Annotated in this window: 11 protein-coding genes and 2 pseudogenes; 2 read left to right on the top strand and 11 right to left on the bottom strand. The window is 51.6% G+C overall.

Going from position 1 to position 13601, the window contains the following annotated elements; genetic code table 11:
* Nucleotides 1–453 (bottom strand): annotated as a pseudogene (locus DXH47_RS09460) (hypothetical protein); the annotation flags it as partial.
* Between the two features lie 198 nt (nt 454–651).
* Nucleotides 652–1125, bottom strand: a complete 474-nt coding sequence (locus DXH47_RS09465) for an S-ribosylhomocysteine lyase (RefSeq protein ID WP_129033092.1) — start codon at nt 1123–1125, stop codon at nt 652–654.
* Between the two features lie 199 nt (nt 1126–1324).
* Between DXH47_RS09465 and DXH47_RS09475 the strand changes: the two are divergent.
* A pseudogene (locus tag DXH47_RS09475) lies at nt 1325–2326 on the top strand (LCP family glycopolymer transferase).
* Between the two features lie 65 nt (nt 2327–2391).
* On the opposite strand, the gene DXH47_RS09480 reads toward DXH47_RS09475, so the two are convergent.
* From DXH47_RS09480 to DXH47_RS09505, 6 genes are all read right to left on the bottom strand, one after another.
* The gene (locus DXH47_RS09480) at nt 2392–3198 is read right to left on the bottom strand and encodes a hypothetical protein (protein WP_129033095.1); all 807 of its coding nucleotides are present in this window, start codon (nt 3196–3198) and stop codon (nt 2392–2394) included.
* Between the two features lie 178 nt (nt 3199–3376).
* Entirely contained in the window at nt 3377–3640 is a 264-nt protein-coding gene (locus tag DXH47_RS09485; protein ID WP_129033096.1) for a metal-sensitive transcriptional regulator, read from the bottom strand.
* Nucleotides 3637–3966: a thioredoxin gene (gene trxA, locus DXH47_RS09490; RefSeq protein WP_129033097.1), complete on the bottom strand. Its 330-nt coding sequence runs from the start codon at nt 3964–3966 to the stop codon at nt 3637–3639. The genes DXH47_RS09485 and trxA overlap by 4 nt, the downstream gene beginning before the upstream one ends.
* 231 nt (nt 3967–4197) lie before the next feature.
* Nucleotides 4198–5604, bottom strand: coding sequence for an FAD-dependent oxidoreductase (locus tag DXH47_RS09495; RefSeq protein WP_129033098.1), 1407 nt, complete (start codon nt 5602–5604; stop codon nt 4198–4200).
* Nucleotides 5605–6260: 656 nt separating this feature from the next.
* Nucleotides 6261–7157, bottom strand: coding sequence for an alpha/beta hydrolase (locus DXH47_RS09500; RefSeq protein ID WP_129033099.1), 897 nt, complete (start codon nt 7155–7157; stop codon nt 6261–6263).
* A gap of 462 nt (nt 7158–7619) precedes the next feature.
* Nucleotides 7620–8474 (bottom strand): DegV family protein, encoded by an 855-nt coding sequence (locus tag DXH47_RS09505; protein WP_129033100.1) that lies wholly within the window; start codon nt 8472–8474, stop codon nt 7620–7622.
* Nucleotides 8475–8825: 351 nt separating this feature from the next.
* On the opposite strand from DXH47_RS09505, the gene DXH47_RS09510 reads away from it, so the two are divergent.
* Complete coding sequence (locus tag DXH47_RS09510; RefSeq protein WP_129033101.1) at nt 8826–10205, top strand: Nramp family divalent metal transporter; 1380 nt, start codon at nt 8826–8828, stop codon at nt 10203–10205.
* A 98-nt stretch (nt 10206–10303) separates the two neighbouring features.
* On the opposite strand, the gene DXH47_RS09515 is transcribed toward DXH47_RS09510, so the two are convergent.
* The 3 genes from DXH47_RS09515 to DXH47_RS09525 form a co-directional block, all read right to left on the bottom strand.
* Entirely contained in the window at nt 10304–11053 is a 750-nt protein-coding gene (locus DXH47_RS09515; RefSeq protein ID WP_129033102.1) for a glucose 1-dehydrogenase, read from the bottom strand.
* Nucleotides 11054–11222: 169 nt separating this feature from the next.
* Nucleotides 11223–12647 carry an NAD-dependent succinate-semialdehyde dehydrogenase gene (locus DXH47_RS09520; protein WP_129033103.1) on the bottom strand — a complete coding sequence of 475 codons (1425 nt, stop codon included), beginning with the start codon at nt 12645–12647 and terminating at the stop codon, nt 11223–11225.
* 250 nt (nt 12648–12897) lie between these two features.
* Nucleotides 12898–13464, bottom strand: a complete 567-nt coding sequence (locus DXH47_RS09525) for a TetR/AcrR family transcriptional regulator (RefSeq protein ID WP_129033104.1) — start codon at nt 13462–13464, stop codon at nt 12898–12900.
* Nucleotides 13465–13601: the final 137 nt, after the last annotated feature.

Genomic DNA, 13601 nt, shown 5'->3' on the forward strand with positions numbered 1-13601 from the left:
GGTGTAGACGCGTTGGAGTTGCCGCGGCGTAGCGTGTTGGGCCGCCAGAGCTTGCTGGTCGAACCGGACGATGCGGCCTTGATTTTGCGTGTTGGTCGGGCAATAGATCACGTAGACGTACCGCCCAGCAACCGCCAAACTTTGCGGGTCGCCCCAGGCCTTGTGCTGGTACCCGGGATCAGGTAATAAATACTTGGTGGTGAACGTGATTGGCACCCCCGCCACCGATTGAATGGTGTCACTGCCGTGCGGGTCAGTCGAATGCGCGTAGGTCGCGGGAACGGGCACGTAGTGGACTTGCTGGTCATTCAACTGGCGCGTATTGCTTAATGATGTGTCGTATAGTGCCTCCGCGTCTTGGTGCACCACCGGCATCGCTTGAGCCGTTAATGTTCCGCCGCCAATGATTAGACCGGTTACAATACCGGTCAAAACTTGTTGCCAATGTCTCATCACAACTCCCCCTAACGCTAAACTGCTTAAACATCCCCCAATAGCGCCCACAGTATAGCGCCCAACGGCCAAAGTGTTGACCCCAAATACTACATTAAGGTATTTACCTTACAGCCCACAATTGGTATCCATTCTGATGCACAAAAAAAGCCCGAGACCAGGTCCCGAGCTTTTAATAATTGTGCATCATCTATTTATTTAGATAACCTCACGCGTGAAGGGGTCTTTGGAAATGCCCTTGTCGAGAATGTCGATGCACCATTCTTTAGCGGAGAAGAGACTGTGGTCACGGTAGTTCCCACAGCTGTACTTGTCCGTGCCTTGAACGTCTTTCCATTCCGTATCGTAGGCAATCCGGTGAAGCGCCGTCTTTAAAGCCTTAGCCACTTCTTCGGTGGATTGTTCACCCCAAGTGATCAAGTGGAAGCCGGTCCGGCAACCAAATGGTGAGCAGTCGATGACGCCGTCCATCTCATCGCGTAAATAACCCGCTAATAAGTGTTCAATCGTGTGTAATCCCGCGGTTGGAATCGCATTCGTGTTGGGTTGAACGAGCCGTAAATCAAAGTTCGAAATCACGTCACCCTTGTGACCCGTTTCCCGCGTAATCAACCGAACATATGGCGCCTTAACGGCCGTGTGGTCTAACGTAAAACTTTCAACTTTTGCCATGTTTATGCCAACTCCCTTTGCTTAATAGTCAAATCGTACCCCTCTACTGTACACCAAATCTCGCTAAACCTCGAATCTTTTTTGGCCATGATCAACAGCGGGCAGAAAGGGAATTTTTTGGCCTAAGCATGTAGCCAATCACCCCCTGACCCGCCACAGTGTTTATACTAAACACAAGTTATCGGAGGGGGTCTTCACCATGACAAACGAAACGCCGTTGCCGCCACGACAACACCAATACCGTCGCCGACGTCATCGCTGGTGGCACTGGGTGCTGGGCCTATTATTTTTGGGCGCCATAGGGGCCGGCGTCTGGGGGTGGCACGCGTGGCACGTAGCGCGCCAAGAATTTTCTGCGACTTACCGGGCTTTGCCCAGTAAACCTAGTGACACTACATTGACCAGCGGCAAGCCCTTTGCGGTGCTCTTATTAGGTACCGACACTGGGGCGCTAGGCCGCCACGATGTTGGCCGAACGGACACCATGATCGTTGCGACCATCAACCCGCGTCAACAAACCGCTGAGCTGACCAGCATCCCGCGCGACACCTTAGTCAACATCTGGGGGAGCCAACAGGACGATGAAAAGATTAATGCTGCTTAACCGCTGTACGGGCCAGCGACCACCATCAAAACCGTGGAACATTTGGTCAACATCCCGATTCACTACTACGTCTTGTTGAACATGGGCGGGCTCGAAAAAATGATCAACGCCGTCCATGGCATCACGGTCACCCCACCGTTGACCTTCCATTATGAGCAAGCCAACGTGGTCAAGGGGAAGGCCATTCACTTAAACGGCGCCAGTGCACTAGCCTATTCACGGATGCGGGACGCCGATCCATTGGGCGATTACGGCCGACAAGCCCGTCAGCGTCAAATCATCAAAGCGTTGGTCTTAAAGGAGGCTAGCCTGCTGTCACTAACCCGTTACCAGACCGTCTTGACGTCGATACAAAGTAATTTACAGACCAACTTGACCTTCCAGGACTTGGTCTGGCTGCGCACCAAGTACGGTCACACCAGTCTCCATATCGACTCACAAACGCTCCAAGGTCAACCGGACATCATCGACGGTATCGACTATCAGATTGCCCCATTGGCCACGATTCGTAAGCTTTCAGCCGATTTACGTCGGTCGTTGGGGTTGACCCCCACACCGACTTTTCAGACCGACGCTCTCGAACCAGCCGGCTTCTAACTTCAAATAATCAAAAACGTCGCGGTTACCCGTTTGAAGGGAACCGCGACGCTATTTGACTTCACTTAATCTGCTTGGCGAGTCTGCCAGATGTGCCAGCCGATAATCAGGATACTCAAATCCCCGATGACCGTGCCAATCGCAATCAGGATACTGCCAGTGGTCGTCACCATCAGTGCCGACGTCGGCGCGACCCGCGCCATCACGGCTAGCAAGATGGTAATCCACAAATCCGCCGTGAGGGCTGGTAACCAGGTCTCGGTGCGACGTTTCTTGGCCCACACGATCAAGGCCGTGACGATAACGGCAAAAGCCAGTAGGAAAACAGTCCCGCCCTTACGCGTCAGAAAAATCAATCCGGCCGTTGGGACCCAGCGGGCCGCAAGATTCAAGGCCACCAGCAAGACCAATACGATGATTCCCCAGCTGACGATCTGCCCTTTGAAGGCGAACTTCGGTGTCAGCCAGATACCGATTGCTAGAGCAACAATCAGTAACCCATACTGGACCGCTAGTAATGGCGCTTGTAACGGCACGGCCGGTAAGAAAGCCGTGGGTAATACGATGCCGATGGTCAACAGCAAAAACGGAAAACCCAAATCTGCCGTTAACCACCAGGGACGCGGCCACAACGTTGTCAGTAACGTCTCGACCGCATCTTCCGGTTCCCCACCAAAGAATTGACTGGCGGGTTCGTCCCGTTGTTGGGCGATCAAAAGCCCCGTTAATAAGTCGTGTAATTGTCGGTCACTGGTCCGCTTGGGCTGCTTGGCCAGCAAAGCCACCAGACGGTCCCAGTAGTCGCGGTTGCTTGCCGTGAGTTGGTCTCGCAAGGCCGCATTTTGTGTTGCGATGGCTGGATGTTTCGCCACTTCAGCCACTCCCTTCTCTAAAGCGTTCTGTTCCTATGATAAGGAAAATAGCCTCAAATTGCCACTAAGTTATGTCTAAAATCACCGCATCCCGGTCGTAACGAAACACAAAAACGGGCCTCCCCAGCCAAAAACGCTCTGGAGAGGCCCGCACATAAATTTTCAGTTATCACGCCGGTTAGTGGTTCTTGACCACTAGAGTTAAGGCGTCCGCTAGCTTGGCCTGCTGGGCTTCAGTGAGTTGATCATCTTCGATGCAGCCGCGCACGTTTTCCGCCACGACCACGCCCATGATGCGCTCCACGCTGGACCGCACGGCCGCCAGTTGTGTCAAGATATCTTGACAGTCGCGGCCATCATCGACCATTTTTAAAATCCCCTGTAGCTGGCCGTCCGTACGCCGTAACCGGTTCTTTAACCGGGTCGCCGTTGGTTGGCTCATGAGGCCTGCACCTCGGTCAACTTTTGGTCCAGATACTTCTTCAACGCGGCTTTCGGGTGGTAGCCCACGACCTTTTCCGTTGGCTTACCGTTCTTAAAGACCACCAACGACGGGATGCTCATGATTCCCAACGCTTGGGCCAGTTCCTGGTTCTGATCGACGTCGAGTGACGCAAACTTCACCTGGTCACCGTACTCCTGGTCTAAGTCCTTTAAGACCGGTGTTTGCATCTTACATGGGCCACACCAGTCCGCCCAGAAATCCACGACCGTCACGGCCGTGTCGTCACCAATGTGTTCGAAGTCATCGCTTTTAATTGCTTGCATGTTATAACCCCCTCAATTCATGTTTATGCTCATTATACCCCCAGGGGTATACTTTGGCCAGGATTTTATACCGTCGTCTCACTTTTACCCGGCACACAGTGCGCTAGTCTCACCAAATCCCCTTATTTTCGACGTAAAAAGCCACCCGGACCTAAACCGTCCAGGTAGCTTATCAAAGCTTGAATGATTGATTTAACTTTCAACTAGCCAGGGCCCTAAATGACTTAAGCCCTAATCCTTATCCGCGGTTGGCAGGTGACGTGCTTTGGCGGTCACCCGTGGCCGTGGGTTGCCCCGCTTCGTTTCCTTTTCGACCGCCATTTGGGCAACCAGGTTTAAATAATTGAACGTATCGTCGAAGTTCGGTTGGAACAACATGTCGACGAACGCCAAGTCGTCAATCGTGTTTTGATTTTGAATCGCGATGGAGACCGCATTAGCCGACTGGGCCACTTCATGCTTACTGTACAGTTGCATGCCTAAGACACGCCGACTGTCCCGGTCATAAACCAGATTGATCGACAACCTATCCGTCGATGGCATGTAAGCTGGCCGCCAGGTGCCCTCAAAGGTGACCATGTCGGCGTTGAAGTCGTTACGCTTGGCATGGTAGAGGGTCAATCCGGTCGACGCCAAGGTGTACCCAAAGATACTCATCGCCGAGGTCGCCTGGGTCCCCATGTACGGTTGAATGTTGCCAAAGACGTTGATGCCGGCGAGCATCCCTTGCCGCACCGCATTTGTCGCCAATGGCGTGTAGGCCGGCTTACCGGTCGGATTGAAGTTGACCACGCTAGCGTCCCCGCACGCGAAGATGTCGGGATTCGACGTCTGGACGTAGTCGTTGATGATGATGGCACCGTGCCGGTCCATATCGACTTGACCCCGTAACAACTCGGTGTTCGGCACGAAGCCGGTGCAGACGATGGCCAGATCAGCCGTATAGTCGCCCTGGGTGCTTTCGATAACCAGTTCCCCCTGCTTGTTGCTGGTGAAAGAGGTCACCCGTGCGTTCAAGTGCACGTCGACCCCATTGTCTTCCAACATGTGCACGATGCGGTCGGAAAAGTTTTTATCGACATAGTGATTTAAAATGATATCGCGAGATTGCAACAACAACACCTCGTGATTGGTCCGGGCGTAGCTTTCCGCCAGTTCCGTTCCGATGTAACCAGCCCCCACAATGGCAATGCGTTTATTGGTCTTGGCCGTCTCATAGATGGCCTTAGCCTGATCGTAATTTTTGCAGAGTAGGACCTTCTCCTCGTCGATGCCGAAGATGGGCGGTACCGTTACGGTCGAACCAGTCGCCATGATTAATTTATCATAAGTATCGTGAATCATGTCCCCGGAGTCCATATTAACGGCCTCCAACGTCTTAGCTTCAGAGTCGATTTTCATCACGTTGAAGCGCGTCTTGATGGTCGCGCCCAACGCCGTCAACTGCTCTGGTGACGAATAGAACATGTCTTCCAGGTGCTTGACCTGGCCGTCTAAGTATAATGAGATACCGCAGGATAAGAAAGAAACATCCGTATGCCGCTCATAGATGGTAACCTCAGTTTCCGGATGATCTCGTAAAATTTGTAGTGCTGCATTTGTCCCGGCATGCGTACTACCAACAATGATGACTTTCATGTTTACCCTCCTACAATGAAAAAAAGAAGCTCTACCAGAAGTCTACTAGAAAGTTAGCAAAAGATAAACGACTTGGCTTAAAATCAGGGCACTTCACACCCAAAACCTCACACATTGTAAAAAAATGGCGGAAGAAGGTGCAAAACGCACCGATTATTTGCCAGTCGATCCCCGACCAACCACGCTTTTGGGGCTAAGCGTCAGACGGTTTCCCCCGCCACACATGGGTTTTGCCCAATTAACGGTGGCTCAACCGATTAAATCACCCGCAACGTTTGGGGCCTATCATGGGTAAGCATAACAGTTTTAGCGCGGAATGAACTAGCCATTTTTTACGAGGCGTCACAATTGACTTGCAAACAATTAATTTACTAGTTATGATGTCCCTAGTTAGTTCAACTATTGATCTGACCTCACACTGTGACAAACAGGAATCAACAATAGCACTCCCCCCAATAAAGTGATTTAAACTCTGATTCCTAGAGCACCGGACAATCCGCATGTTGTTCGGTGTTTTTTTGTGCACGCTATTTTTCGCGTTAAAGTTGGACCAGCACCCATTTGATAAAATATACTGTAAAATAAGTTCACAATCATTAGTCGTGCCTATAAGCCAGCTAACTACGTTTAAGTTTACCCGCAGCAGTCTATCGCACTTACGACAAGAGCCGGGAAGCTACCGGCAAATCGCGGCCCGCAAATAAAAACGCAAAGACCAATTGTTGAACCTGGGGGTTGTCGTGCAGCCGACTATGTTCGGCCGTCGCGCCATGAAACCCAACTTCGCGAAAGCTGGCGGGAATTGTGCCCAACAAGTAGCGTAACGACCGGGCCGAAGCCGTGGAGATATACCGGGCCGAATGGGTCCCATCGTTCACATCGCCATAAATGTTCAACACCGCCGCATCAGTCGGAAAGTGGTGCCGTTGCCGGTACAGGTCCGCGTAGCTCGGCAACCAGAAACTTTTGGGGTACACGATCTTCGGCCGCCCAGTGGCCGTCAAAAAGTTCGTATTGTGACTTTCGTTCATCCCAATCACGCCATTAAAGGGTCCGGCAATCGTCACTAGTTTTTTTAATTTCGGCAACCAGTTACTAGCGCTATAAGCTTCGGCGTAGGCGACCAAGGCGACGCTTCCTGCAGAATGGCCCACGGCGTTATAGGCCAAGACGCCGTGTTGGCCCCGCAGATAGATCATGATTTCGTGCAACCACCGGACCTGAAAGGAGAGCCGAGCCTGATTATTGCCGAAGGTGACCTGAATCAGCGGGTGGGCCACCGTATTGTCCCAGTGCCCACTAATTTTTAATTTGCCGGCGTGGGTCACGTGAATCGTCAGGGCGTGGTGGTAGCCAAAGTCGACCGCAGCCGTCAGCATGGCCTGCATGGTTTTAGAACTCCCCCGTAACCCGTGCACGAAGATTGTGGGGATTTGCGGGGTCGCTTGCGGTTGTTGGCGTTGCCAGCGGGCCAATTTACGGTGGGTCCGCAACCGTCCAAGCGCACTGGTCGCACCCGAAATCACTGCTAATTCGACTAAACTTAAATCCATTGACTCGTTCCCTCCTGAACCAGACTCACGCCTAAAAAATGTCCGCTATGTTAAATGTAGGACTTCAATAGTACGCCTAAGTTCATTATACGGCTAGGCACAAGTTTGTCAGGTGATTTTCTTATCCTTAGTTAATTATTAAGTGGCAAAACCGCCGGGTCGAAGACAACAACATTGCCTTCGGCCCGGCGGTTTCCTACCATCTTTGGTATAAGGCTTCAACTTGTAAGACCCACAAGTAAAGCTCACTTAATTATTAATATATTTATTGAACCAATCAATTGCGCCCAATCATCTATCGGGGTTACACTACAGTCAAGTTAACAGCCGTAGCGTTGTTAGCTGAGTTGTACCAAATTCTTATTATTCTTACGAGCGGAACTTAGCACTCCCCCAAAGTCTTTGCCTCTGCTCGTACCCCCCTCAAACCACGGCAGCACATTTGCTCACCGTGGTTTCTTTTTAATCACGAATCTGGACACCAATCCCGATCAAGCCGGGACCGGTGTGGACGCCCAATGCCGGGGACACATCGCCGGCGTACCATTCACTGACTTGTGGGAATTCGGTCTTTAAGCGGGCTAACATGGTCTCGCGCAGATTGGGGTTGGCCCCGTCGACCACGGCGCCACTGACTTGTTTAGCCGAGCCAATCATCTGACCGACTAACGCCACCAGCTTGCTCAGCGTCCGTTTCTCCCCACGCACCTTAGCAATCGGGTAGTAGACCCCATCGTCATCACAGGAGATGATCGGTTTAATGTTTAACAGCGTCCCCGCCATCCCCGCGACCCGACCGATTCGACCGCCGGCTTGCAAGTACTTTAAGCTGGGCACATAAAAGAAGACGTTACTTTGCGCTGCGACCCGTTCGACTTCCGTCACAATCTGGTCAAAGGATTGTCCTTGTTCGCGTAATTGAGCGGCATAGATGGCCGCAAAGCCACTCCCGATTCCGACACTCCGGGTGTTGACCACGTGAACCGTGAGTGGGGTGTCTTCGGCTAAAAGTTGCATTTCTTGGTAAGTTCCCGAGAGGGCCGCCGAAATACTAACGGCGATAACATGGGTATAGCCTGACGCCTCGATGCGTTGGTAGGCTTCCACGATGCGCTTCCCGGTCGGGCTCGACGTGCTGGCCTTTTCGGTGGCCTGGCGGCGATAAAATTCGGCTGGGGTAATGGTGACCCGGTCCTCATAGACCCGGTCCCGGAAGATCACGTTCATCGGGGCAAGCGCCATGTCGGCGGCCTCTAAGACTTCCGTGGGCACATCGGAACACGAATCAACAAGTATAGCAATTTTCTCTGCTGGCATGAGTAACTCCCTCGTTTCTAAAGTATGGCTAGCATTTATTATCATGATTATAACGCAATCATCTAGTTTTGAAAACCAGATGATTTTAGCTGTTAGATTATATCATCTAACTTATCTCAAAACAATTCGTCTAATTAATCTAGCCTGCCCCAGTTTTGCCCAACCATTCATGGTGAGAACGGTTTAACTCTCGGCTTTATGTTGGGGCGCCATGGTTGACATCTCGCGCTATCTCGTTATACTGGCGAGTGGCCTGGCAGAATATGCACCTTAGTTTAGGCGTTTCACCTTATAAAAGCCATTAATTTCCCTTCTCGATGCTTCTGCCAGGCGTTTGAAAGGAGTGAGCTTATGGCAAATCACCAAACCAAGTCAACCACCAAGCACCACCTCTTAGCTTCGACTGACCAGCAACAAAAGAGTCTCGATGAAGTCAACAGTAGTGTCAGCGTCCCCAAGAATGCGGGATTCTGGCGGACTTTAATGGCTTACACCGGTCCCGGTGCTTTGATCGCCGTGGGGTACATGGACCCCGGCAACTGGATTACGTCCATCAGTGGTGGGGCGACCTACCGCTACACGTTACTGACCGTCATCTTAATGTCGAGTCTGATTGCCATGCTCCTGCAAGCCATGTCGGCGCGCTTAGGGATTGTGACTGGGAAGGACCTGGCGCAATTGACCCGGGAACGCACCGGGAAAGTCAGCGGGATTCTCCTTTGGATCATCACCGAAGCAGCCATCGTGGCCACCGATATTGCCGAGATCATCGGGTCCGGGATTGCTTTGGAATTGCTTTTCGGTTTTCCCCTTATCGTCGGTATCCTGATTACTGCGGCAGATGTTTTGCTCTTATTAGTGTTGATGCACCTGGGCTTTCGCAAAATCGAGGCCATCGTGGCCACCCTGGTCGCCGTCATCCTCTTCGTGTTCCTTTACGAAGTCATTCTCTCGCAACCACAGATGGGGGCCGTCTTGAAGGGCTATTTGCCGTCCAGCCACGTGGTGACCAACCACGGGATGCTCTACCTCTCCCTCGGGATCGTTGGGGCCACCGTGATGCCCCATGACCTGTACCTGGGGTCCTCCATCTCGCAAACCCGGAACTTTGACCGGGAAGACCGGCGGAGCGTAGCCCAAGCGATTCGCTTCACCACGATTGATTCGAACCTCCAGCTCACCGTAGCCTTCGTGGTCAACAGTCTCTTGCTAATCCTGGGGGCGGCCCTGTTCTACGGGACCAACAGCGACCTGGGACGGTTCGTTGACCTCTACTACGCGTTAGGCAATAATCAAATCGTCGGTGCTATCGCCAGTCCCATCTTAAGTATGTTGTTCGCTTTAGCCCTATTAGCATCCGGACAAAGTTCAACTATCACTGGGACCTTGGCCGGGCAAATCATCATGGAAGGCTTCATCAAGTTGAAGATGCCACTGTGGGCCCAACGTTTACTGACCCGGCTGATCTCCGTGACCCCAGTGTTGGCTTTTGCCATCTACTACCACGGTAACGAAGCTAAAATTGAAAATCTGCTGACCCTTTCGCAGGTCTTCTTAAGTATCGCGTTGCCCTTTGCCATGGTGCCGCTGGTCCGCTTCACGAGTAACCGGCAACTCATGGGAGAGTTTGCCAACCGCAGCTGGGTCACCTACGTGGCCTGGATTGTAACGGTCATTCTAATCGTGCTTAACGTTTACTTGATCTTAAACACCTTAGGAATCACCGGTTAGGCTCGGCCCTAACCAAACTGATAACCACTAAAAAACGAGTTGAACCAAGACTTTTCTTGGTCCAGCTCGTTTTGTTTTCGCATGAGTTGTGGTGGCAATTAAGCGCGTTGGGCACCGTCGACCGTGAATTCAGCGCCGTTAGCAAACTTGGATTCATCGCTACCCAGGTAAACGCAGATTTCACCGATATCCTTGGGTTCGCCCATATGGCCGACCGGAACGGTCTTAGTGAGTTGTTCCTTGGCTTCGGCTGGCACGATTGCCGTGTCGATCCAGCCAGGATGAACTGAGTTGACCCGGATATCGATACCCCGGTGTGCTAGGTTCAAGGCCGTGGCGTGGGTCAGCATACGGGTCCCACCCTTGCTGGCCGAATACGCCGGTGCGGTCGGCAACCCGACTAAACCAGCCACAGAGGACACGTTGATGATCGACCCCTTAGCGTCGTTGGTCTTTTGCATGGCTTTAATCCCATACTTTTCACCTAAGAAATTGGCCGTCAAATTAACGTCAATCGTCCGTTGCCAATCGGCTAAGGAGAGGTCTTCGATAATCGGGCTCATGCCACCGATTCCGGCGTTGTTCACTAGAATGTCGAGCTTACCGAATTTATCGATGGTCGCGTCAATGACTTTCTGCCAGTCCGCTTCTTTAGCCACGTCCTGTTGCACAAAGAGGCTCACGTCATCGCCCAACTTGGCGACGGCCGCGTGGCCCCCGTCAACGTTATGGTTGGCCGTTAGTACGACTTTGGCGCCTTCACGCACGTAGCATTCAGCAATGCCCAAGCCGATCCCGGCAACGCCACCCGTAATGATGGCGACTTTTCCGTCTAACCGTTTTGTCATCTCAAAATCACCCTTTCTTAGGTCTAAGATTAGCATAACAGTTCACAAAACGGAATTAATTACTGCCACTTATGGTTCAGGGGCAACCAACCTCAGGGCGCCTAAAGCCTACAAAAAAGCCGCGTCACCATCACGGCTCCGCGACTTTTCTGAGTTAAGCCAATTTAAGTTAATTTTCGTGTAAGTGGAATGGCAGGACCAACCCACCAAATTCATTGGTGTTTGGCTTGTCGCGCTTAACGACCAATTCTTGATTGACGAAGCTGGTCAACCCGGTCTGGCCAAGTTCACGGCCGTAGCCGGAGTTCTTGACCCCACCAAATTCGAGTTCTGGTAAGGAACTGAAGAAGGTGTTGACGTAAACTTGACCGGTTTCGATACGGGAAGCTAATTCAGCCCCGTGTTCAGCCGTCCCGGCAAAGACGATTCCACCTAAACCGTAGTCGGCGTCGTTAGCCAATTCAACGGCTTCATCGTCGTCCTTGACCTTGTAGACCTGGGCCACCGGACCGAACATTTCCTTGCCGTACATTGGGTTATCCTTCTTGATGTCCGTTAAGATCGTTGGCAGGAAGAATTGCCCGTCGCTGTCCACTGGATCATGTTCAAAGGCCAGCGTTGCGCCACCAGCAACGGCGTCGTCAACTTGCTTCTGCAGCTTTTCCTTAGCTTTCTTCGAGTTCATAGGTGCCAAGGTGGTGTTTGGATCCATTGGGTCACCTAATTTAACGGCCGCAAAGGACTTCTTCAATTCTGCTAGAAATTCATCGTAATGGTTTTCCGTGACGATGAAGCGCTTGGACGAGGTGCAGACTTGACCCGCGTTGTATAACCGGGCCCGTGGGGCGATATCGTTAACTGCGTCCATGTCGGCATCGTGCGCCACGATAAAGGCATCGATCCCGCCAAGTTCCATGGTGCTCTTCTTCAAGTTCTTGCCGGCTTCACTCGCAACGGAAGTCCCACCACGTTCGGACCCGGTCAAAGCAACCCCTTGAAGCCGCTTGTCCGCAATCACATCGGAAACCTGATCGTAGTTCAAGAACAGGTTGACCAAGGACCCATCTGGTGCCCCGGCCCGCCGAACAGCATCTTCAAAGGCTAAAGCGGACCCTGGCGTAATCGCCGCGTGCTTCAGAATAATCGGATCGCCAATCGCAAAGTTTGGCGCGAAGATCCGCATAATCTGGTAGAACGGGAAGTTCCAAGGTTCAACGGCCAGTAAGACACCTAATGGGTGGTTTTCCAGTTGGGCATCCCCGGCGATTGACGCAATCTGCCGTGGCCGCAAGAATTCTTCAGCGTGGTCTGCATAGTATTCCGCGATGTCTGCACATAGCAGAACTTCACCCTGTGATTCCACATAAAGTTTCCCCATATCAACCGTCATAATCTTTGCGAAATGGTCTTTTTCATCCCGTAAGATTTGGGCTAACTTGTGGAGTACCGGCGTCCGGGTCGAAACGGGATCATTACGCCACTTCTTGTATAACGCGTACGTCTTACTCAACGCTTCTTCAATCTCGTCGTCCGTCGCAAAAGGATACTCTTTAACCAGTTCATTCGTATAGGGATTAATCGTTTGATATGCCATTTTGTGTTTCCTCCTCATAAGACTCGGCACTTCGTTTCACAATACCTTTCATGACACGAGTACACTATACAATAACTTATTTGGAAGCGCTATTATTTTTACTTGTGAAATAATTGCAGGTTATTTACACCCGCCTTTCACAATCAAGCAGTTGTAAATTTTAACCATTCTTGTTTACAAATGCCGTCACATCTCAATAAGTGGGCAAACAAAAAAGGCCTGGGCTTACGCCTAGGTCTCTGCCAATGACTTAGCTTAACTTCCAACGGTCTAAGATGCCGTTGAATAATCGGTTGGCCGTGGTAATCTGATCCAACACGGTCCGGGGGCTCGCTTTGAAGTTATCGTTCGCCCACTTATTGATGATGCCAATGGCACCCGCGGCAATGAATTCCGCCGACGTATCAATCACGTCTTCTTTTAAGTACCGGTACTCTGGCATGGCGTGGAGTAAAATCGAAAGTCGCGCCGCCACAAATTCATTCGTGGACTGCCGCCAAACCCCGTCGTCATAAGGGTAGGCATTTAAAAATAGCTTCGCGTGATCCGCAATGCGTTCGAAGAGTTGAATCGTCTCCGGTCGCCAGTTCTCCAAAGTGAGTGTGACCGGTTTTTCGCGGCGCGGGGTCTCAACGATGAATCGTTGGTAGACAAATGCTAACAATTCATACTTATCCGCAAAATAGTAATAAAACGTTTTTCGGTGGACGCCCGCTTCGTCCGCAATTTCGCGAACCGTAATCTTGTCAAACGTATTGTGGTTTAACAACGAAGCCAAGGACTCCGCAATTCGTTCCTTAGTTTCTGATGCAGCCATCATGATACCTCCAATCATCCGTACCCTAATTTTAGCGTTAGACGCTGTGCCCCGGTGCCTTACCGGTCGGTGGTCTAAGCAAGTGCTTCGAGTAGTCGTGTCTTTCCACCCGTGACGAGGTGGCTCCAAGATTAGTT

It is taken from the genome of Levilactobacillus suantsaii (assembly GCF_004115745.1).
In the GTDB taxonomy this organism is placed as follows: domain Bacteria; phylum Bacillota; class Bacilli; order Lactobacillales; family Lactobacillaceae; genus Levilactobacillus; species Levilactobacillus suantsaii.